Below are 20,689 nucleotides of genomic sequence, written 5' to 3' on the forward strand. Positions count from 1 at the left end.
CCGACTACGCTATCGGCGCCCGCCGACCGCTGTGAGCATGACGTTCGTCAGCCAGCGGTCAGAGAGGCGGAGTGCGATGTCCGACATGAAGGCCAGGATCGGCAGTCACGCGGTGGTGTTGGGGGCGAGCATGGCCGGTTTGCTGGCCGCGCGGTCGCTTGCCGACTTCTTCGACACGGTGACGGTCGTGGAGCGTGACCCCCTCCCCGACGCCTACACCCCCCGCCGGGGCGTGCCACAGGGGCGGCACCTGCACGCCCTGCTGGCCCGGGGCGCCCAGGCGATCGAGGGGATGTTCCCCGGCGTCCTCGACGAGATGGTTCTCGACGGCGCGCAGCGCTTCGACGGCCGCGATCTCTCCGAGCTCTACTGGGACATCGGCGGGCATCTGATGGCGCGGCGCGGCAGCGCCACCGGGCTGACCGCCTACAGCGCGACCCGGCCCTTCCTCGAGGACCACGTCCGCGCGCGGCTGCGTGGGGTTCCCAACGTCACCCTGCTCGACGAGCACGTCATTCTGGGCCCGGTGTCGACGCCGGACCGCCACCGCGTCACGGGAGTGCGGGTGGTCTGCGGTCGCACCGACGAGCCCACCACGCTGCCCGCCGACTTGGTCGTCGATGCCACCGGGCGTGCCGCCCGCACCCCGACGTGGCTGGACAACTTGGGCTACGAACGCCCGCAAGAGGATCGCGTCGACGTGCAGCTGACCTACGCGAGCCAGGCGCTGCGCATGACGGCGGAGGTGCCGCGGGAGCTTGGCTTCCTCGTCGGGATCGTGCCGGGCCGGCCGAGGGGTTGCGGCCTGCTGCACTGCGAGAACGACACGTGGCTGTTCACGGTGATGGGGGTGGCCGGCCAGGAGCCCGCGGCGCTCGACCTCGCGGAGATGTGCGACTTCGTCGCCGACTGCGCACCGGCGCATCTGCTCGCCGCGGTGCGGGCCGCGGAACCCATCGGGGAACCGATACGACACCGGATGCCGTGCAGTCGCTGGCGCCGCTACGACAAGCTGGGCCGCTTCCCCGAGGGCCTGCTGGTCATCGGCGACGCGATCTGCAGCTTCAACCCGATCTACGGCCAGGGCATGACGGTCGCCGCGCTCGAGGCGTTGGCGCTGCGGCACTGCTTGTCCGCCGGCCCCGACGATTTAGCACGGCGCTTCTTCCGCGCCGCGGCGGCGCCGATCCGCCAGGCCTGGCAGTTGTCGACGAACCCCGACCTTGCCCTGCCCGAGATCCACGGCACCGCACCGCTGATGGCGCGGCTGTTCAACAAGTACGTCGATCGGGTGCTCAGCGCGGCCGAAACCGACACCGCCGCGCTGAATCAGTTCATCAGGGTGACCTCGCTGGTCGACCCCGCGACGCGACTGTTGCGCCCGAACATGATCTGGCGCGCCGCCCGCGGGCGCCGACCCGGCATGGGCGCCCAGGTCGTGCACGCCGACGCTCTGGTGAACGCGGGGCCCTGACGCTAAGCGCGGCGGTAGGCGGGCGGCAGCGGCATCCCGAGTTCGGCCAGCACGCCGCGCAACAACGTCGGATAGTCGGTGATGAGCCCGTCGACCCCGTCGGCGATCAGTTCGCGCATGGCGGCCGCATCGTCGACGGTCCACGGGATCACCTGCAGCCCAAACGCATGCGCGCGGTCGACATACGGCTTGCCGGTGACCAGCTGGTACCTCGGCGAGACGATGTCCGCACCCACCAGGAGCGCACCGATGAGTGGATCGCCGACGGCGGCGGCGTCGATGCCGTTCAGCCATGGCGAGCCCGGCGCCCAAGTCTCCTCGTCGTACAGGGCCACCAACGGGATTGACGGCTCGGCTCGGCGAACCAACGGCAGGGTCCGCCAGTCGAAGCTCTCGATCTCGACCTGGCCGACCTTGCCGGCCGACCGGGCGGCCGCCAGTATCACGTCGACGAATTCTTGGGGCTCGGCCGAAGTGCCGGGGCGGTCGGCCGCCACCTTCGTCTCGATGTTGTAGCGGACGGCGGCGCGATAGGAATCGGCGAGCGTAAACACCTCCGGCAGGACGGCTATCTTGTTGCCCCGCACCACCTCGGCGTCGCGAAACTCGGCCAGCCGCCGTCCGCAGTCCAGGGTCCGAATCTGTGCCAGGGTGAGCTCGTGCACCAGCTTTCCGACGTAGGGGTACTGCGGATCCCCGGCGAAGGCGGGGCCGGTGTCGGCGCACTTCTCGGGGTCGATCGTCGGGTCATGCCACACCAGCGGTTGCCCGTCTCCGGTGATGTTGATGTCGAGTTCGAGTGTGCTGACGCCCAATTCGAGCGATTTCGCGAAGGCCCGCAACGACTCCTCGGTGGTCTCCCCGCGTCCGCCGCGATGCGCCTGCAGGTCGAACTCCGGCGCTTGGGCGGCCGCGGCGGGCGACGCCAGGAAAACGACCGCGGCCAGAGCAACAACCAGGCGCTTGGGCCAGCGGCGCACCGCAGTTAAACCCGGCGCTGCCGGGCGATCTCGGCGAGCACCACCCCGGCGGCCACCGACGCGTTCAGCGATTCGGCGTGCCCGGCCATCGGGATGGACACCACCTCGTCACAGTTCTGCCGCACCAGCCGCGACAGGCCCTTACCTTCCGAGCCGACGACCACCACCAGCGGGTCGGCGCCGTCCAGGTCGTCGACCACGGTGTCACCGTCGGCATCGAGGCCGACCACCCGGATCCCGCGGTCGGCCCAATCCTTGAGCGTCCTGTTGAGATTGGTGGCCCGCGCGACCGGGATGCGGGCTGCCGCGCCCGCGCTGGTGCGCCAGGCCACGGCCGTCACCGACGCCGAACGCCGTTGCGGGATCAGCACACCGTGGCCGCCGAAGGCCGCGACCGACCGCACGATCGCGCCCAGGTTGCGCGGATCGGATATGTTGTCCAACGCGACCAGCAGCGCGGGCGGGGAGTTGATGGCGGTTGCCAGCAGGTCGTCAGGGTGGGCGTAGTCGTACGGCGGGACCTGCAACGCGATGCCCTGATGCAGGTGGTTGCTGGTCATCCGGTCCAGGTCGGCACGCGGCACCTCGAGGATCGAGATACCCGAATCCGCAGCGCGGGCAACGGATTCCGTGACCCGCTCGTCGGCGTCGATGCCCAGCGCCACGTAGAGCGCCGTAGCCGGCACACCGGCGCGCAGGCACTCCAGCACCGGGTTGCGGCCGAGCACCGTTTCCGTCTCGTCGGTGGGCCGCTTGGCGGGGCGCCGCGGCGGCGATTGAGCGCGCTTGGCGGCGGGATGGTTCGGTCGCAGGTGCGCCGGGGGGGTGGGCCCGCGCCCCTCGAGCGCGCGCCGGCGCTGACCACCCGAGCCGACGGTGGGCCCCTTCTTGGTGCCCGCCTTGCGTATTGCGCCGCGGCGGCGCGAATTGCCGGCCATCTACTGGGTCTGACCGGCCTGCAGCGACCACTGCGGCCCGTCGGCGGTGTCGGTGACCTCGATGCCGGCGAGCTTCAACCGGTCCCGGATCTCGTCGGCGAGCGCCCAATTGCGTTGCTCGCGTGCCTTTTCCCGGTTCTCCAGTTCGGACCGCACCAGCACCTCGACGGCCGCGAGCGCGGCGGACGTCTCGTCACGGGTTTCCCAGCGCTCGTCGAGTGGGTCGCAGCCCAGGATCCCCATCATCGCGCGGATCGACCGGGCGTGTTGCAGGGCGCCCTCGTGGTCGCCGGAGTCGAGGGCGCGGTTGCCCTCGGCGCGGGCGCGGTGCACCTCGGCCAGCGCGGCCGGGACCGCCAAGTCGTCGTCGAGCGCCTCGGCGAACCGCGACGTCCACTCGCCCGGCTCTACCGCGCCGACCCGGACGCGGACGCGGTGCAGGAATTCCTCAACTCCCACATAGGCTTTCACCGCATCCTGCAGGGCGGTGTCGGAGAATTCCAGCATCGAGCGGTAGTGCGCGCTGCCCAGGTAGTAGCGCAGCTCCGCCGGCCGCACACGTTGCAGCAACGCCGGGATGGCCAGCACGTTGCCCAGCGACTTGCTCATCTTTTCGCCGCCCATGGTGACCCAGCCGTTGTGCAGCCAGTAGCGGGCGAATCCGTCGCCGGCGGCGCGGCTCTGAGCGATCTCGTTCTCGTGGTGCGGGAAGATCAAGTCCATCCCACCGCAGTGGATGTCGAATTCCGGGCCGAGGTAGGTGCGGGCCATCGCCGAGCATTCCAGGTGCCAGCCGGGCCGGCCGGGGCCCCACGGCGACGGCCACGACGGCTCACCGGGCTTCTCGCCCTTCCACAGGGTGAAGTCGCGCTGGTCGCGCTTTCCCGTCGCCACGCCCTCGCCCTGGTGGACGTCGTCGATGCGGTGCCCGGACAGCGCGCCGTAGTCCGGGTAACTGAGCACGTCGAAGTAGACGTCGCCGGCCGCCGCGTACGCGTGGCCGGTTTCGATCAGGCGTTCCATTAGCTCGACCATCTGGGTGATGTGGCCGGTGGCGCGCGGTTCGGCGGACGGCGGCAAGACGTCGAGGGCGTCGTAGGCGGCGCTGAACGCGCGCTCGTAGGTGGCCGCCCACTCCCACCACGGCCGGCCGGCCGCGGCGGCCTTGGCCAGAATCTTGTCCTCGATGTCGGTGACGTTGCGGATGAACGCGACGTCGCAGCCGCGCGCCATCAGCCATCGGCGCAGGATGTCGAAGGCCACGCCACTGCGGACGTGGCCGATGTGCGGCAGGCCCTGGACCGTGGCGCCACACAGGTAGATGGAGACGTGGCCCTCGCGCAACGGGACGAAATCCCGCACGGCACCGGCTGCCGTGTCGTGGAGCCGCAAGGGGGCGCGATCGGTCACGACGTGCCAGCTTACCTGGTGGTTCCCGGTCGCCCGGCGCTGCGCGCCTTACCCGCCGGACACAACCAACGCGGTGGCGATGGCGGCGCGGCCCTCACCGCGACCGGTTAGGCCCAGCCCGTCGGTCGTCGTCGCCGAAACCGATACCGGCGCCCCCAGCAGCTCCGAGAGCACGCGCTGCGCCTCGGCGCGTCGCGGGCCGACCCTGGGCTGGTTGCCGACCAGCTGAACGGCGGCGTTTCCGACGCGAAAGCCGTCCCGCGACACCAACTCGACCACGTGGCGCAGCATGTCGGCGCCGCTGACGCCTTTCCAGCGCGGGTCGTCGACCCCGAAGACGGCGCCGATGTCACCCAGCCCGGCGGCCGACAACAGGGCGTCACATAGCGCGTGCGCGCCCACGTCGCCGTCGGAGTGACCGGCGCAGCCGTCGGCCTCGGGAAAGAGCAAGCCCACCAACCAGCAGGGCCGGCCCGGTTCGATCGGGTGCACATCGACGCCCAGGCCGACCCGCGGCAGACCGTTCACCGGCGCACGATCGCTTCGGCCAGCAACAGGTCGAGCGGAGTGGTGATCTTGAACGCCAGCGGGTCGCCGTCGACCACCTGGACCTGGCCTCCGACCTGCTCGACGAGCGACGCGTCGTCGGTGAACGCGGCCGTGCCGGCGCGCTGATACGCGCGCAGCAGCAGCTCCATCGCGAAGCCCTGCGGCGTCTGTACGGCGCGCAGGCCGGCCCGCTCGGGCGTGCCCAGGACCACACCGTTGGCGTCCACGGCCTTGATGGTGTCATGCAGCGGCAGCGCGGGCACGACGGCCGCGTGCCCGGCCCGCAGGGCGTCCACCACGCGCCCGATCAGCGCGGGGGGCGTCAGGGCGCGGGCAGCGTCATGCACCAGGACGAACTCGGGGTCGCCGGCGACGGCCGCCAGCGCCAGACTCACCGACGTCGTGCGGTCGGCCCCGCCCGCGACGACGGTCGCTCGTTCGCCCAGGGATAGCTTGGCTTCGTCGACCAGGGCGGCCGGAACGGCGACCACCACGTGATCGACGACCTCGGAGGCCAGCAGACCGCCGACGGCGCGATCCAGCAGGGTGCGCCCGTCGAGCTCACAGAAAGCCTTCGGAATGCCGACGCCCAGTCGTTCTCCCGACCCTGCGGCGGGAACCACTGCTACGACCGTGCCCGAGGAGACCGTCCCCGTGACCACCGAAGCGTCAGGGCCTTCAGGAAGCGGCGGCCAGAACCTCGTCGAGGATGGTTTCCGCTTTGGCGTCGTCGGTGCTTTCGGCGAGGGCCAATTCACCGACCAGGATCTGGCGGGCCTTGGCCAGCATGCGCTTCTCGCCTGCGGACAGGCCGCGTTCCTGGTCGCGACGCCACAGGTCGCGTACTACCTCGGCCACCTTGTTGACGTCACCGGAGGCCAGCTTCTCGAGGTTGGCCTTGTACCGGCGCGACCAGTTGGTGGGCTCTTCGGTGTGGGGAGCGCGCAGAACCTGGAAGACCTTGTCGAGGCCTTCCTGGCCGACGACGTCGCGGACGCCCACGTATTCGGCGTTCTCGGCGGGCACTCGAACGGTCAGGTCTCCCTGCGCCACCTTCAAGACGAGATATTCCTTTTGTTCCCCTTTGATGGTGCGGGTTTCAATCGCCTCGACTAACGCAGCACCGTGATGCGGGTAAACAACGGTGTCGCCGACCTTGAAGATCATCTGATTCGAGCCCCTTTCGTTACTTCAATCCTAACACGGCCACCCAATCGCGTGCGGAGCAACGATGCAGGTCAGGGGCACAACACGCGCAGATTAGGGGTTGACAGGGGGAGTAGAACGTGCAGTGATGCACATTACTCCCGCCTTATTCCGGCCCGGAAAGCGGCCCCCGAGCGCCCCGACGGGCCTCCCCAGATGGCCTCCCTGGCTGGTCCTAAGCCCCGCGCTACCGCGCGGGAAACCTTCCTACTACTGTGCATAGTTGCATCCGTCGAACCGGCCCAGCAGGAGGCATTGAGTGAACCGCTTCGAGATCGGCCTCCCCCTCCGCGCGCCGGTGCTGACCGTCCGGGCGGCGCTCGTCGGCCTCATCGCGGTGGTCGCGATGCTCCTCAGCGGCTGCGGGGCCGGCCAGGTCTCGCAGATGGCCGTCCAAGAGCCCGCCATCAACGGCAACAAGGTGACCATCAACAACGTGGCGCTGCGCGACATCCGCATGCAGGCGTCCCAGACCGGCGCCTTCGTGCAGCCCGGGCAGGCGGTGGACCTCGTGCTGGTGGCGATCAACCAGTCGCCGGACGTGCCGGACCGGCTGGTGAGCATCACCAGCGACGTCGGCTCGGTGACGCTGAGCGGTGACGGTCGGCTGCCCGCCGGCGGCATGTTGTTGATCGGTACCCCGGAGGGCCAGAAGGTGGCGCCCGGCCCGGTCGGCTCCAGCAATGCGTCCAAGGCGACCGTGACGCTGGCCAAGCCGATCAGCAACGGGCTGCTGTACAACTTCACGTTCAATTTCGAGAAGGCCGGTCAGGCCAGCGTCCTGGTGCCCGTTTCGGCCGGGCTGGCCGCGACGCAGCCAAGCTAGGCGGGGGCAACCGCCTGTCATAGCCGGGATTTGTCGTACCGGCTCGATACCGTCATGGCGTGGCAAATCCGCGCTCCCAATACCGCTGCTCCGAATGCCAGCACGTCACCGCCAAGTGGGTGGGCCGCTGCATGGAATGCGGCACCTGGGGCGCGGTGGACGAGGTGCCGGTGCTGAGCGCGGTCGGCGGCCGTCGCGCGGTCGTCGCGGGACCGGCTTCGCGACCGGTCCCGATCACCTCCGTCGAGCCCAACGCCAGCCGGCACCGCTCGACCGGCATCGGAGAGCTCGACCGGGTGCTCGGGGGCGGCGTGGTGCCCGGTTCGGTCACGCTGCTGGCGGGCGATCCGGGCGTGGGCAAGTCGACGCTGCTGCTCAAGGTGGCCCATCGCTGGGCGATGACGGGCCGGCGCGCGCTGTACATCTCCGGTGAGGAGTCGGCCGGGCAGATCCGGCTGCGCGCGGACCGGACCGGGTGCGGCGCCGACGAGGTCTATCTGGCCGCCGAATCCGACGTGCACACGGTGCTGGACCACATCGCGACGGTGCAGCCCGCGCTGGTGATCGTCGACTCCGTGCAGACCATGTCCACGACCGAGGCCGACGGCGTCGCCGGCGGCGTCACGCAGGTGCGCGCCGTCACCGCCGCCTTGACCGCGGCCGCCAAGGCCAACGGCGTCGCGCTGATCCTGGTCGGTCACGTCACCAAGGACGGGGCCATCGCGGGACCGCGCTCGCTGGAACACCTGGTCGACGTCGTGCTGCATTTCGAGGGCGACCGCAACGGGTCGTTGCGGATGGTTCGGGGCGTCAAGAACCGGTTCGGCGGGGCCGACGAGGTTGGCTGTTTCCTGTTGCACGACAACGGGATCGAGGACGTGTCCGATCCGTCGAACCTGTTCCTGGATCAACGGCCGGCGCCGGTGGCCGGGACCGCGATCACCGTGACGATGGACGGCAAGCGACCGCTCATCGGGGAGGTTCAGGCGCTGCTCGCGACCCCGGGGGGCGGCTCGCCCCGCCGGGCCGTCAGCGGGATAGACCACTCCCGGGCCGCGATGATCAGCGCGGTGCTGGAAAAGCACGGCAGGCTGGCCGTCGGTGTCAACGACATCTACCTGTCCACCGTCAGCGGCATGAGGCTGACCGATCCCTCCTCGGATCTGGCCGTCGCGATGGCGCTGGCGTCGGCCTACGCCGACCTGCCGCTACCCACGACGGCGGTGATGATCGGCGAGGTGGGGCTGGCGGGTGACCTGCGGCGGGTCAGCGGCATGGAACGGCGGCTCGGTGAGGCCGCCCGTCAGGGATTCAGCATCGCGCTCATCCCCGACGGCGACGACCCCCGGCGCGAGATCGTGCCGAGCGGGATGCAGGCGCTGCGCGCACCGACCATCGTCGCCGCGCTGCAACACATGAAAGCCATCGCCGGGTCCCGCACCGGCTGGACGCAAAACGCCCTGGGGCCGCACAATGACACGCTGTGACTCGTCCGACACTGCGTGAGACCGTCGCCCGCCTGGCGCCGGGCACCGGGCTGCGCGACGGCCTGGAGCGCATTCTTCGCGGCCGTACCGGTGCGCTGATCGTCCTCGGCAACGACGAGAACGTCGAGGCGATCTGCGACGGCGGCTTCGCCCTCGATGTTCGGTACGCGCCGACCCGGCTGCGGGAGCTGGCGAAGATGGACGGCGCCGTGGTGCTGTCCACCGACGGCAGCCGCATCGTGCGGGCCAACGTGCAGCTGGTGCCGGATCCGTCGATACCCACCGACGAATCGGGCACACGGCACCGCTCGGCGGAACGAGCGGCGATTCAGACCGGTTACGCGGTTATCTCGGTCAGCCATTCGATGAACATCGTGACCGTCTACGTGGGCGGGGAACGACACGTGGTGGCCGATTCCGCCACCATCCTGTCGCGGGCCAACCAGGCGATCGCGACGCTGGAGCGGTACAAGACGAGGCTTGACGAGGTCAGCAGGCAGCTGTCGCTGGCCGAGATCGAAGACTTCGTCACGCTGCGCGACGTGATGACGGTGGTGCAGCGGCTGGAGCTGGTGCGGCGGATCGGCCAGGTGATCGACGACGACGTCGTCGAGCTGGGCACCGACGGGCGCCAGCTGCGGCTGCAGCTCGACGAGCTGCTGGGCGGCAACGACATCGCGCGGGAATTGACCGTGCGCGACTACCACGCCAGCCCGGAGCCGCTGTCCAAGGCGCAGATGACGGCGACCCTGGACGAGCTGGACGCGCTCTCGGACACCGAGCTGCTCGAACTCACCGCGCTGGCAAAGGTTTTCGGCTATCCGACCACGGCCGAGGCGCAGGACTCCGCGGTCAGCCCGCGCGGCTACCGCGCGCTGGCCAGCATCCCGCGGCTGCAGTTCGCCCACTCCGACCTACTGGTCCGGTCGTTCGGGACGCTGCAGGGCCTGCTGGCGGCCAGCGCCGGCGACCTGCAGTCGGTCGAGGGCATCGGCGCGATGTGGGCCCGCCACGTGCGGGAGGGACTGTCGCAGCTCGCGGAGTCGACGATCGCCGACCCGCTGAGCTAACCCGCGGGAACCGGGGCCGGTGGCGCCTCCGGCGGCGGCGGGGCCGCGGGCTGACCCGGCCCGGGCACCGGGCCCGGCGGCGGAGGCGGCTGGTTCATGATGAACGGGACCGGCTGGGAACGCAGGTTGCCGAGCTGCACAACGAGGTTGTAGGTGCCCGGCCCGATCGCCGGCCGTGGCAGCGGGCAGTGCGGCGCCGACCCCATGCCCGTCCACGTCACCGCGGTCGTCACCTGTTCGCCCGGCGTGAAGGTCTTGATCAGCGTCTCGTTGGAGGGCGCGCAGTCGAGGTTCGACCACAGCCGCTTGTTGTCCAGCGAGTACACGTAGGCCGCGAGCACCGCGGCGCCGACGTCACGCTTGCAGGACACCAGGCCGATGTTGGTGACGACCATGGTGAACTTCGGCTGATCTCCGATGAAGTATTGCGGCGCATTGGTCAGGCCCTTGACGGCCAGCGTCGAGTCGGGGCAGTCGTCGCCCTCTTTGAGCACCGGCGGCGGCTGCACCGCCGCGGTCGGGGTGGGCATCTCGGGGTTCTGCCCCGGTTGCGGCACCGCCGGGGTGGGCTGCTCACCGGGGGCGGCGGGCGGAGGCGCCTGGGGGGCAGCCGATCCCGGCTTGCTCTGGGCGGAATTGGGCTTGTCGGCACTGGCGGGCTTGGCGCCCGAACTGTGTCCCATGAAGGCGATGACCGCGGCGACCACGATCCCTACGACGACGACCGCGACGCCCACGGCCAGGCCACGGCGCCGCCAGTAGATCTCGGTGGGTAGCGGGCCACGCGGTTCCAGATCCAGCACGTTTGCAGCGTAGGCCCAGGTCACGTCGAGTTGCCTGACCCGCCCCGGCGTGTCGCGGGGTTTGCTGGCGGATGGCCGTGTTAGTGACGGCCGCGCCGGCCGCGCAAGAGCCGGCCATTCGCCGGCTACTCGCCGGCTACTCGCCTATGTCACCGACGTGCTCGACCAGCGCCGCGCGCCCGTCGGCCAGGTGATAGGTGGCGCCCGCAACGGCCAAGGTGCCCGCCTCGATCCGCTCGGCGATCGCGCTCGAACGCGACACCAGCTGGGCGACCGTTTCGCGCACGTGCCGTTCCTCGAACTCGTCGACGCGAGTCAGGCCGTCGCGGCGGCCCATCAGCACGGACGGCGCGACCCGTTCCACCACGTCCCGCACGAAACCGCCCGGGATGGCACCGTCGTTGATCGCGGCCAGCGCGGCCTTGACCGCCCCGCAGCTGTCGTGGCCCAGCACGACGACGAGCGGCACGTCCAGGACGGTCACCGCGAACTCGATGGAGCCCAGCACCGCCGAGTCGATGGCCTGCCCGGCGGTGCGCACCACGAACATGTCGCCCAGACCTTGGTCGAAGATGAGCTCGGCCGCCACCCGACTGTCGGCGCAGCCGAACACGACGGCGGTGGGCTTCTGCCCGCCGGCCAGGCTGGCCCGGTGCTCGACACTCTGGCTGGGGTGCTGGGGCTTCCCGGCGACGAATCGCTCGTTACCCTCTTTGAGTGCTTTCCACGCGGTCACTGGGCTGGTGTTAGGCATGGCTGACATCATGCCGCATCCGCCGGTAAACGGGCGGCCAAATATTTCGGGCCATGAGTTGCTCGAGTGGTACGAACGATCCCGCCGCGACCTGCCCTGGCGGGAGCCCGGCGTCAGCGCGTGGCAGATCCTGGTCAGCGAATTCATGCTGCAGCAGACGCCGGTGTCGCGGGTGCTGCCGATCTGGTCGGATTGGGTGCGGCGGTGGCCCACCCCGTCGGCCACCGCCGCCGCCAGCGCCGCCGACGTGCTGCGCGCCTGGGGCAAGCTGGGCTATCCGCGGCGGGCCAAGCGCCTGCACGAATGCGCGACCGTCATCGCGCGCGACCACGACGACGTGGTTCCCGACGACGTCGACACCCTGCTGACCCTGCCCGGCATCGGCAGCTACACCGCCCGCGCCGTCGCCTGTTTCGCGTACCGGCAGTCGGTCCCGGTGGTGGACACCAACGTGCGCCGGGTGGTGGCACGCGCCGTGCGCGGGCTGGCCGATGCCGGCTCCCCGGCGGCGGTGCGCGACATGGCCGACGTCGCCGCCCTGCTGCCCGAAGACGAGACGGCGCCGCAGTTTTCCGTCGCCCTGATGGAACTCGGCGCGACGGTGTGCACGGCGCGAGCGCCGCGGTGCGGGCTGTGCCCGCTCACCCGCTGCGCGTGGCGCGACGCCGGCTATTCCCCGGCGCCGGGGCCGGCGCGGCGGGTGCAGACCTATGCCGGAACCGATCGACAGGTCCGCGGACGGCTGCTGGATGTGTTGCGCGCCAAGGACTCTCCGGTCACTCGGGCGGAGCTGGACGTGGCGTGGCTGACCGACACGGCGCAGCGCGACCGCGCCCTGTATTCGTTGCTTACCGACGGCCTGGTCGCTCAGACGAGCGACGGCAGGTTCGCGCTGGCCGGCGAGGCGTAGCCACGCGGATCAGAGGTCTTCAGAGGTCTTCAGAGGTCATTGCCGGCGTAGGACTGGTTGAAGCTCTTGTTGGCCAGTGGGAAGTCGGGGACGATGGTGTCGGCCATCGCGACGGGGAGCGCGGGCCAGTTGAACCATGACGGGTCGACTATCTTCGCGCGGGTGATCCGGTCGTCGGCGTCGGTTTCGACGCGGTGGACGATGGTGCCACGCCAGCCCTCGACGATGCCGATGCCGCTGCGGGGTCCGCGCGGCGGCGGCTGGGGTTCGGTGTATTCGATTGGCCCGCTATGGGATTCGATCAGGTGACAGGCGAGCTCTACGGACGCGGCGAATTCGTCGCGGCGCACGGTGTAGCGGGCCAGCACGTCACCCGCGGCCGCGTCGACCTCGGTGACCGGCAACGCGGTGGTGGGGTGTTCGATTCGGGCGTCCGTGCGCACGCCGCTGGCGCGCGCGACATAGCCCAGGCACCCGAGCGCGTGGGCGTCCTCGTGCTGTAGCACGGCGGTCCCGGAGAACCGGTCGTACACCACGGTGTTGTGCAGGGTCAGTTCGGCGACCTCGGCGACGTCGGCCGCGATGCGCCGCAGCGCGGCGGCGTCGGGCAGCGCCCGCAGTGCGACCCCGCCCGGTCGCATCGAGCCGCGCAGCAGCCGATGGCCGGCGACCGCGTAGTTGAGCCGCAGCAGTTGTTCGCGGATGCGCTGCGCGTGCGCGTGGGCGATCCCGAACCCGACGTCGTTGGCCAGAGCGCCCAGATCGGCGGCGTGGTTGTAGAGCCGTTCGAGTTCGACCAGCAGTGCCCGCAGCCGGTGCGCCTCGTCGGGAAGTTCGATGCCGAGCGCGTTTTCGATGGCGAGGCAGTGGGCGAGCGCGTGCGCGACCGAGGTGTCGCCGCTGACGCGCTCGGCCAGGTCGACCGCGCCGCCGGCCGGCCGGCCCTCGAAGAGCTTTTCCAGGCCGCGGTGGACGAACCACAGTCTGGCCTTGAGGCGAAGCACGGTTTCGCCGGCGACCGAGAAGCGGAAGTGGCCCGGTTCGATCAAGCCGGCATGCACGGGGCCCACCGGGATTTCGTAGACCCCGGAACCCTCGACGGGGACGAACGGGAAGTGGCCGCTGCCATCGAATTCGGGTGCGGCCGGCGCCGCGCGGCGCATCGGATACCAGTCCTCGGGCCAGTGGGCATGCCGTACCAGGCGGCGCGGCTTGGGATGGCCCGTGCACCGGATGCCATACAGGTCGGCCATTTCGCGCTCGAAGCGGCTGGCCGGAAACGACAGGTAGGCCAGCGATCGAACCGCTGGATCGTCCTTCGGCGCTGTGCATTCGAGCTCGACGCGGCGATCCGGCCGGCCGGCCAGGAACAGGTAGACGACGCGGTAGGTGGTGGGGTCGTCGTGTGCGGCCACCAGGGCCAATCGAAATCCTTTGCCCAGCAGGTCCTCCGCCGCCTCCGCCAGGCCGCCCTGAGACAGCCGGCGACGCTGCCATTCGGGTCTCACCGCGGTCCCCCGACGTCGCTGGCCGCGGCGGCGAGCAAGCCGCTGAGCGGGCCGGCGGTGACGCCGAGCGCGATCGATGCGGCGACACCGACGATCAGGGCCGCCGCCACCGTCCGGGGCACAGTGATTTCGGGCGCGCCGGGCGCAGCGCCCAGCAGGATGCGGCCCGAGTTGCGCGCCAGCGCGGCAAAGGCGACCGCGACCAGCAGCATGCCCGCGGCGAGCGCCGAGGTGAGCCGGGCGTCGGCCAGTGATCGGACCATCGCCAGTTCGCTGGCGAACATCGCGAACGGCGGCAGGCCGAGGAGCACGATCACGCCGACGGCGAGTGACACGCCGATGAGCCGGGAGCGTCGCAGCACGGCGCCGATGTCGGCGATCGCGGTGGAATTGTGCGCGGCCTGCAGCTGGCCGCTGGCCAGGAACAGGACCGTCTTGCCGATCCCGTGAGCGAGGACGTGCAACAGCAACGCAGCGATGGCCAGCGAGGTTCCGGCCGCCGCGGCGATCGCGATCAGGCCCATGTTCTCCATCGAGGAGTACGCGAGCATGCGCTTGAGGTCGGGCGTCACTGTCAGCATCAGGGCGGCGACCACCAGCGTTGCCAGCCCGATCACCAGCAGGCCCGAGCGCATGAAGGTGGGTCCGGTGGCGGCGCCGACGATCGGCTTGAGGCGGATCAACACCGAGAAGGCCACCGAGAGCAGGACGCCGCTCATCAGCGCGGAAACCGGTGCCGGGGCCTGGCTGTGCGCGTCGGCCAACCAGGTGTGGAACGGAAACAGTCCGGCCTTGGCGCCGTACCCGACGAGCAGCAGGCCGCCGGCCAGCCGCGCGATGTCGGGATCGAGCCCGCCGGCGTGTGCCGCCAGTACGTCGAGGTTCAGGGCGGCGGCCGCCGGGGCGCCGGCATGCTCGGCGGTGTAGTACAGCAGCACGGTGCCGAGGAATGCGACGGCGATCCCGACCGAACAGATCACGACGTACTTCCAGGTCGCTTCGAGGGCGCTGCGGGTACGGCGGTGCCCCACCAGGAAGGCGGTGATCACCGTGGTCGCCTCGATCGCGATCCAGATGACGCCGATGTTGTTGGCGCACACCGCGACAACCATCGCCGCTAAGAAGCCGGACGTCAGGGCCCCGTACACCCGAGCGCCGCGCATGTCGGTGTGGCCGGTCGCGAGTTCGGCGTCGAGGTAGCCGATGCTGGCCCAAGTGGCCAGCGTGGCAACGACTCCGATGACGATCAGCATGGTCGCGCTCAGCGCATCGAGTCGCAGCAAGCCGCCCAATGCGAGCCGGGTGCCGGATCCGACACCGACGGCGAGCGCCGCGCCACATGCCAGCACCGTCACCGCCGAGAACACGATCATGGTCGCGGTCACCCGGCGCCAACCCGCGACCAGGACGGCGACCGACGCGCCGATCGGCGCGAGGATCGCGGCAAGGAGCAGGCCGGTCATCAGTCGTGCAGCTCCCGTAACGCGTCCAGGTCGGCACCGCCGAAGGCGTGAGCCAACCTGCCGGTGAGTACGCCGATCACGATGATCGCGAACAACACGTCCAACGAGGCGCCGAGTTCGACGATCAGCGGCACACCCGCGGTGAGCAGGAACGCGGTGGCGGCAATTCCGTTGTCCAGCATCAGGAATCCCGCGGCCTGCGACACCGCGTGCCGCCGAGTGACCATGACGAGCAGCGCGATGAGCACGACCGCGGTAGCGGCCGGGACCGCCGAGGTGGTCGCGGCCGGCTGCAAGTTGACCAGGGGCCGGGTGGCGGCGAACGCGGTCAGCGTCAGGGCGGCCGTGATGAGCAGCGACGTGGCGGTGTTGACCACTGGAGTGGCTTCCCGGCGCGACCGCGACGCGGGCCCGCCCGCGCGGGCCAGCAGCCGGGGCAGCACCGCAACCCGCAAGACCAGCACGGCCACCCCGACTCCGATCAGCGCGCCGTCGCGGTCGTACGCGCCGCGCAGCAGGGGGATGGCCGCCAGCGCGACGCCCTGCCACGCCAGCAGCCGGATGATGGCGGTCAGGTCGCGGCGCCATACGATCAGCACCGCGGCCAACAGCAGCCCGCCGGCGGCGAGGTCGACCAGGACCGAAAACGTGCTGTACGTCATGCCGGCACCACGAAGAAGTTGGCCGCGACCACCGCGAGCAGCGCCAGCAGGAACGATCCGGCCAGCAACTCGGGCACCCGGAACAGCCGTAGCTTGGCGACGAACACCTCGACGGTGGCCAGCGATCCCGCCAGCACCGCGACCTTGGCCGCCACCGCCGCGCCGCCGACGACAACGTCGATCGCGCCCGGCTGGCTGCCGGCAATCCCCCAGGGCGCGAACAGGTTTGCCAGCAGGGCCAACAGCACGGTCAGCCGCATCCCGGCCGCCCACTCGACCAGGGCCAGCCGCGGGCCGGCGTATTCGAGGACCATCGCCTCGTGAACCATCGTCAGCTCGAGGTGGGTGGCCGGGTTGTCCACGGGCAGTCGCCCGGTCTCGGCGACGATCACGATCACCAGGGCGGCGAACGCCAACACCGCGGCCAGCGACACCACCTGCCCGGGATGGGTGGCCGTATGTGCCACCAGGGCACCGAGATTGGCCGATCCCACCGGCATGGACAAGGCGAAGACCGCCAGTAGGATGGTGGGCTCGACGAGGGCGGCGATGGTGATCTCGCGGCTGGCGCCCATGCCGCCGAACGAGGTGCCGGTGTCGATGCCGGCCAGGGCGAGCGCGACGGTGCCCACGAACAGCAGTCCCACCACGGCGAACAGGTCGGCGCTGGAGTCCAGTGGCGATCCGGTGGCGACCAGCGGCGCGACCACCGCGATCAGCAACGTCGATCCCGCGAGCACCGCGGGCGCGGCCGCGAACACCACCGTCGTCCCACGCGGGGTGATCTGTTGCTTGCCAAGCTGTTTGACGATGTCGCGCCACGGCTGCAGGATTCCGCCACCGGCGCGGCCCTCCCAGCGGGCGCGCACCTGGCGAGTCAGGCCGACCACCAGCGGCGCCCCGACCATCACGCCGCCGACCTGGACCGCGCCGGCAACGTAGGAAAAGACATTCATCGGGCCACCACCAGCACGATGAGCACACCGAGCGCGCCGTAGGCCAGATACAGGTGCACACTGCCGGTGTGGGCGCGCCGCACCAAGTCCGCCGCCGCCACGACCGCCCGGATCACCGGGGTGTAGCAGCGCTCCTCGATCGCGTCCACGATTCTGGTGCGGTAGGTGATCTTTTCGGCCAGATAACGCGACTCGGCTGCATGCGTGACTTCGATGTCGGTGTCGGGGCGCAGGACGTCGTCGAACACCCGTTGCAGCGGTTCGGCGAACGACGTGGCGGTGTATTGCATCCGCGCGGTGAGATCGTCTGCGCCACAAGCCCAGAGCGGCAAAATGGCCGGCGCCGGGCGCCGGGTTCGGCGCCAACGCGCCAGCACGGCCGCGGACAGGGTGGCCACCACAACGCCGATGGCGATCGCGCCCGGGGCGATCGACCCCTGCAGGCCGGGCAGTCGCACCACTGCCCCGAGGCCGGTGAATCCGATCGCCCGCGCGGCCGGCAATGCGGTGACCGCCCGGCGCAGCGCGGGTGCCACGACCTCGGGGGCCACCGCCAAGATCAGGCAAGCAGCCGCCGCGATTGTCATGGCGGCCAGCATGGTGCGCGGCGCCTCTCGGGCGTCGGCTGCCCGCTCGGAACGCGGCCGCGCCAAAAACCCGATCCCGAACGCCTTGACCATCGCCGCCACGCCCAGACCCGTGGTGAGCGCGACCGCGCCCACGGCCAGCGGCGTCGTCAACGCCAGGACTGTGGAATGCACTCGGGCCGTGTGGATCAGCGACTGCACCAGCAGCCATTCGCTGACGAAGCCGGCGCCCAGCGGTAGCCCGGACGCACCGAGCGCGGCCACCGCGAACAGGGCGGTCGTCGCCGGCATCCGGCGGGCCAGGCCGCCCAGCCGGTCGAGGTCACGCAGCCCGGTCGCGGCCAACACGGACCCCGCGGCGAGGAAGCCGAGGCTCTTGAACGCCGCGTGCGCGACGAGGTGCAGCATGGCGGCGGCGACGGCGATCGCGGCCGGGCCGCTCGCGCCCGTGGCCGCGAACAGGGTCGCGGCCCCGAGGGCCAGCGTGACCAGCCCGAGGTTCTCGGTCGTCGAATAGGCAAGCAGCCGTTTGAGATCCGTGGCCACCGAGGCCTGTACCACACCATAGAGCGCCGATACCCCGCCGACGACCATCAGGGTCAGCCCCCACCACCGGGGCCCCGGCCCGAGCAGCTGCAAGTCGACGCGGCAGATGCCGTAGATGCCGAGGTTGATCATCGCCGCGCTCATCAGCGCCGACACGGGGCTCGGCGCCTCCGGGTGGGCGCGCGGCAACCACGCGTGCAGCGGCACCAGCCCGGCCTTGGACCCGAATCCCGCCAGCGTCAACAGAAACACCGCGGTGCACGCGCCTTGCGGTATCCGGTGCAAGTCGGCGAACCGGTCCGCGCCGCCCGCGGCCGACAACACCATCAGGCCAATCAAAATCGCCACGAACCCCAGCTGGGTCATCACCGCGTACACCAACGCGGCGGAGCGAACCTGCGGGCGGGTGTGATGGGCCAGCACCAACACCAACGATGCGATCGCCATCGCCTCCCACGCCAGTAGGAAGGTGGTGATCGACGCCGCCGCGGGCACCAGCAGCATCGCGGCGACGAACGCGGGCAACACCGCAAGCGTGACGGGTCCCGAACGCTCGCGCCGGGCATAGCCGATCGTGTACAGCCCGACCGCGACCGCGACCGCCCCGGTGAGCGCCATGAAGAACCCACCCAGCGGATCGACACCCAGCTGGACGCCCGCCAGCGGAAGCAACCATCCGATGCGGACCCCGCGCACCGAACCGAACATCCCGAGCGCGCCCGCCCATATCCCACACGCGCCCAGCAGCGAGGTCAGCAAGCCCGCCCAGATGGGACTGGAGTCGTTGCGGTCCAACAGGTTTGACTCGGTCGCGGCCCTGGCCGCCAGCCCCGCGGTCACTTGCCGGTCACCGACCGCAGCGCCGCGACGATCTGGCCCGGTGTCGGCGGACATCCCGGGATTTCCACATCGACGCTTACCATCTCGCCGACCGCGCCGGCCACACCGTATGCGTCGCCGAAGACCCCTCGGTTGATGGCGCAGTCCCCACAGGCGATCACCCGACGTGGCCGCGGTGTGGCCTCGATCGTGGCACGCAAGGGTCCGGCCATGTTGTGCGTGACGACACCCGTCACCAGGAGCGCGTCCGCATGTCGCGGGGAGGCCACCAGGCGGGCGCCGAACCGCTCGGCGTCATAGACCGGCCCGAACGCGCCCGCGATCTCCACCTCGCACCCATTGCACGAGCCCGCGTCGACGTGCCGAATCTGCAGTGAGCCGCGCACTCCGGCGGGCGGCTCGGTCACCGGCCCCGGTGCGGGCGGGGCGGGTTCGACGATCCGGCCGACCCGGAACGCTTTGCTGATCCAACCCATGGACGCTACTCCGCACCGCCGGCGCGCAGGCCTTCCAGCATCGCCACGCGGTCGCTGAGCACGCCGGTGAGCACCTTGCGCGCCACCATCAGCAGCTCGGCGATGTCCGGGGAGGCGATCGAGTAGATCATCGTGTTGCCGTCGCGCAGCGCGTCGACGACGCCCGCCCGCCGCAGCACACCCAGTTGCTGCGACAGGTTCGACGCCTCGAGCCCCACCTCCGGCAGCAGTTCGGCGACCGATTTGTCGCCCGTCACCAGCAGTTCCAGGATCCTGATCCGCGCCGGGTGCCCCAGCGTCTTGAAGAACTCCGCCTTGAGCTTGTACAGCGGCTTCGTCACGATCGGTCTCCTGAAAACTACAAACTTCCTAGGAATGAGCAATTGAACAATTTATCAGATGGTGCTGCGTTTCTCATCCCGGGCGGTTCGGCTGGGGACTCAGTCGATGGCGCGCACCGTCGCGACGAACGTTTCGACGGCGTCGCGATACACCCGCGGCGCTTCGTCGTGAACCAGATGACCGGCGTCTGGCACATGCAAATAACTTGCTGCAGCGCCTATTTCGGTCATTTCTCGCATCTGCCCCGGCGGGGTGACCGAGTTGCCGGCCTCGATGAGCAGCGCCGGGGCGCGCACCGCCCGCCATTGCTCCCAGTAGTCGCGGGTGCCCCATTCGGCGGCGATCTCGATCCAGCGCGCGGTGTGCCCATGCAGGCGCCAGCCGGTGGCGGTGCGGTCGAAGGCCTCTAAGAAATACTGCCCGGCGACGGGACCGAACTCGTCGAATACCCGCCGCGCGGAATCGAATTCGACCGGCAGGGCGTGCAGCCACGGCTCCCACGGACCGGTGGTGCGCCCGCGGAAGTCCGGCGCCATGTCCTCGAGCACCAGCGCGGAAACCAGCTCCGGACGCTGGGCGGCCAGACACCACGAGTGCAGGGCGCCCATCGAATGCCCGATCAGCGTGGCGGGCGTCTCGAGCGCGCTCACCGCGTCGGCCAGGTCGGCCACGAACCGCTCCGTGCTGATCGGGTGCGGGTCGTCGACGCCGCGGCCCCGATGCCACAAGGCGTCGTAGGTGTATACCGCGCCCAGCCGGGTCAGCCACGGCAGCTGCCGCGACCACGTGGTGCCCCGCCCCATCAGGCCGTGCACCAGCACCAACGGCTCGCCTTGCCCGCCGCGGCGAGTCAGCAGATCACCGGCCATGTCACCATCCTGCGTGCCCCGCCCTGCAGTTGG

At 70.5% G+C, this 20,689-nt stretch carries 21 protein-coding genes; 5 read left to right on the plus strand and 16 right to left on the minus strand.

Features of this window, described 5'->3' with window-relative positions; translation table 11 throughout:
- Positions 1-76 precede the first annotated feature (76 nt).
- Positions 77-1,474 (plus strand): FAD-dependent oxidoreductase, encoded by a 1,398-nt coding sequence (locus BRW65_RS03540; protein WP_084187691.1) that lies wholly within the window; start codon positions 77-79, stop codon positions 1,472-1,474.
- A gap of 2 nt (positions 1,475-1,476) precedes the next feature.
- Here BRW65_RS03540 and BRW65_RS03545 read toward each other — a convergent pair whose 3' ends face one another.
- The 6 genes from BRW65_RS03545 to carD are packed head-to-tail and all read right to left on the minus strand — an operon-like array spanning position 1,477 to position 6,518.
- A complete protein-coding gene (locus BRW65_RS03545) occupies positions 1,477-2,454 on the minus strand; it encodes a glycerophosphodiester phosphodiesterase (RefSeq protein ID WP_073871361.1) in 978 nt (325 codons plus the stop codon).
- 5 nt (positions 2,455-2,459) lie between these two features.
- Positions 2,460-3,392: a 23S rRNA (guanosine(2251)-2'-O)-methyltransferase RlmB gene (gene rlmB, locus BRW65_RS03550; RefSeq protein ID WP_073871363.1), complete on the minus strand. Its 933-nt coding sequence runs from the start codon at positions 3,390-3,392 to the stop codon at positions 2,460-2,462.
- On the minus strand, positions 3,393-4,802 hold the full coding sequence (gene cysS / locus BRW65_RS03555) for a cysteine--tRNA ligase (RefSeq protein WP_073871365.1): 1,410 nt from the start codon (positions 4,800-4,802) through the stop codon (positions 3,393-3,395).
- Between the two features lie 48 nt (positions 4,803-4,850).
- Positions 4,851-5,330 (minus strand): 2-C-methyl-D-erythritol 2,4-cyclodiphosphate synthase, encoded by a 480-nt coding sequence (gene ispF / locus BRW65_RS03560; protein WP_073871367.1) that lies wholly within the window; start codon positions 5,328-5,330, stop codon positions 4,851-4,853.
- Positions 5,327-6,013 carry a 2-C-methyl-D-erythritol 4-phosphate cytidylyltransferase gene (gene ispD / locus BRW65_RS03565; protein WP_073871369.1) on the minus strand — a complete coding sequence of 229 codons (687 nt, stop codon included), beginning with the start codon at positions 6,011-6,013 and terminating at the stop codon, positions 5,327-5,329. The genes ispF and ispD overlap by 4 nt, the downstream gene beginning before the upstream one ends.
- A 16-nt stretch (positions 6,014-6,029) precedes the next feature.
- Positions 6,030-6,518 (minus strand): RNA polymerase-binding transcription factor CarD, encoded by a 489-nt coding sequence (gene carD, locus BRW65_RS03570; protein ID WP_003419482.1) that lies wholly within the window; start codon positions 6,516-6,518, stop codon positions 6,030-6,032.
- Between the two features lie 298 nt (positions 6,519-6,816).
- Here carD and BRW65_RS03575 point away from each other — a divergent pair, with 298 nt between their 5' ends.
- The 3 genes from BRW65_RS03575 to disA are packed head-to-tail and all read left to right on the plus strand — an operon-like array spanning position 6,817 to position 9,940.
- A complete protein-coding gene (locus tag BRW65_RS03575) occupies positions 6,817-7,383 on the plus strand; it encodes a hypothetical protein (protein WP_073871371.1) in 567 nt (188 codons plus the stop codon).
- A 59-nt stretch (positions 7,384-7,442) separates the two neighbouring features.
- A complete protein-coding gene (gene radA / locus BRW65_RS03580; RefSeq protein ID WP_073871373.1) occupies positions 7,443-8,870 on the plus strand; it encodes a DNA repair protein RadA in 1,428 nt (475 codons plus the stop codon).
- The gene (gene disA / locus BRW65_RS03585) at positions 8,867-9,940 is read left to right on the plus strand and encodes a DNA integrity scanning diadenylate cyclase DisA (RefSeq protein WP_073871375.1); all 1,074 of its coding nucleotides are present in this window, start codon (positions 8,867-8,869) and stop codon (positions 9,938-9,940) included. Before radA ends, disA begins: the two co-directional genes overlap by 4 nt.
- Here the strand turns inward: disA and BRW65_RS03590 are convergent.
- The gene (locus tag BRW65_RS03590; protein WP_139272840.1) at positions 9,937-10,743 is read right to left on the minus strand and encodes a hypothetical protein; all 807 of its coding nucleotides are present in this window, start codon (positions 10,741-10,743) and stop codon (positions 9,937-9,939) included. The genes disA and BRW65_RS03590 overlap by 4 nt on opposite strands.
- 136 nt (positions 10,744-10,879) lie before the next feature.
- Positions 10,880-11,497, minus strand: coding sequence for a carbonic anhydrase (locus tag BRW65_RS03595; protein ID WP_073871379.1), 618 nt, complete (start codon positions 11,495-11,497; stop codon positions 10,880-10,882).
- Between BRW65_RS03595 and BRW65_RS03600 the strand changes: the two genes are divergently transcribed.
- Positions 11,496-12,407, plus strand: coding sequence for an A/G-specific adenine glycosylase (locus BRW65_RS03600; RefSeq protein ID WP_073871381.1), 912 nt, complete (start codon positions 11,496-11,498; stop codon positions 12,405-12,407). The two genes, BRW65_RS03595 and BRW65_RS03600, sit on opposite strands and share 2 nt — an antisense overlap.
- 29 nt (positions 12,408-12,436) lie before the next feature.
- Here the strand turns inward: BRW65_RS03600 and BRW65_RS03605 are convergent, their stop codons facing one another.
- From BRW65_RS03605 to BRW65_RS03640, 8 genes are all read right to left on the minus strand, one after another.
- Complete coding sequence (locus BRW65_RS03605; protein ID WP_073871383.1) at positions 12,437-13,915, minus strand: NADH-quinone oxidoreductase subunit C; 1,479 nt, start codon at positions 13,913-13,915, stop codon at positions 12,437-12,439.
- Positions 13,912-15,378 carry a proton-conducting transporter membrane subunit gene (locus BRW65_RS03610; protein ID WP_073871385.1) on the minus strand — a complete coding sequence of 489 codons (1,467 nt, stop codon included), beginning with the start codon at positions 15,376-15,378 and terminating at the stop codon, positions 13,912-13,914. Before BRW65_RS03610 ends, BRW65_RS03605 begins: the two co-directional genes overlap by 4 nt.
- The gene (locus tag BRW65_RS03615) at positions 15,378-16,040 is read right to left on the minus strand and encodes a hypothetical protein (protein WP_073871386.1); all 663 of its coding nucleotides are present in this window, start codon (positions 16,038-16,040) and stop codon (positions 15,378-15,380) included. The genes BRW65_RS03610 and BRW65_RS03615 overlap by 1 nt, the downstream gene beginning before the upstream one ends.
- On the minus strand, positions 16,037-16,996 hold the full coding sequence (locus BRW65_RS03620; RefSeq protein WP_073871387.1) for a respiratory chain complex I subunit 1 family protein: 960 nt from the start codon (positions 16,994-16,996) through the stop codon (positions 16,037-16,039). The genes BRW65_RS03615 and BRW65_RS03620 overlap by 4 nt, the downstream gene beginning before the upstream one ends.
- The gene (locus BRW65_RS03625) at positions 16,993-19,023 is read right to left on the minus strand and encodes a proton-conducting transporter membrane subunit (protein WP_084187692.1); all 2,031 of its coding nucleotides are present in this window, start codon (positions 19,021-19,023) and stop codon (positions 16,993-16,995) included. The genes BRW65_RS03620 and BRW65_RS03625 overlap by 4 nt, the downstream gene beginning before the upstream one ends.
- Positions 18,966-19,445 carry an NADH-quinone oxidoreductase subunit B family protein gene (locus BRW65_RS03630; RefSeq protein WP_073871388.1) on the minus strand — a complete coding sequence of 160 codons (480 nt, stop codon included), beginning with the start codon at positions 19,443-19,445 and terminating at the stop codon, positions 18,966-18,968. Before BRW65_RS03630 ends, BRW65_RS03625 begins: the two co-directional genes overlap by 58 nt.
- A 5-nt stretch (positions 19,446-19,450) precedes the next feature.
- Entirely contained in the window at positions 19,451-19,789 is a 339-nt protein-coding gene (locus BRW65_RS03635; RefSeq protein WP_139272868.1) for a lsr2/espR transcriptional regulator, read from the minus strand.
- Positions 19,790-19,885: 96 nt separating this feature from the next.
- Positions 19,886-20,656, minus strand: coding sequence for an alpha/beta fold hydrolase (locus BRW65_RS03640; protein ID WP_073871390.1), 771 nt, complete (start codon positions 20,654-20,656; stop codon positions 19,886-19,888).
- Between the last annotated feature and the right edge of the window lie 33 nt (positions 20,657-20,689).

Source organism: Mycobacterium paraffinicum (assembly GCF_001907675.1).
In the GTDB taxonomy this organism is placed as follows: domain Bacteria; phylum Actinomycetota; class Actinomycetes; order Mycobacteriales; family Mycobacteriaceae; genus Mycobacterium; species Mycobacterium paraffinicum_A.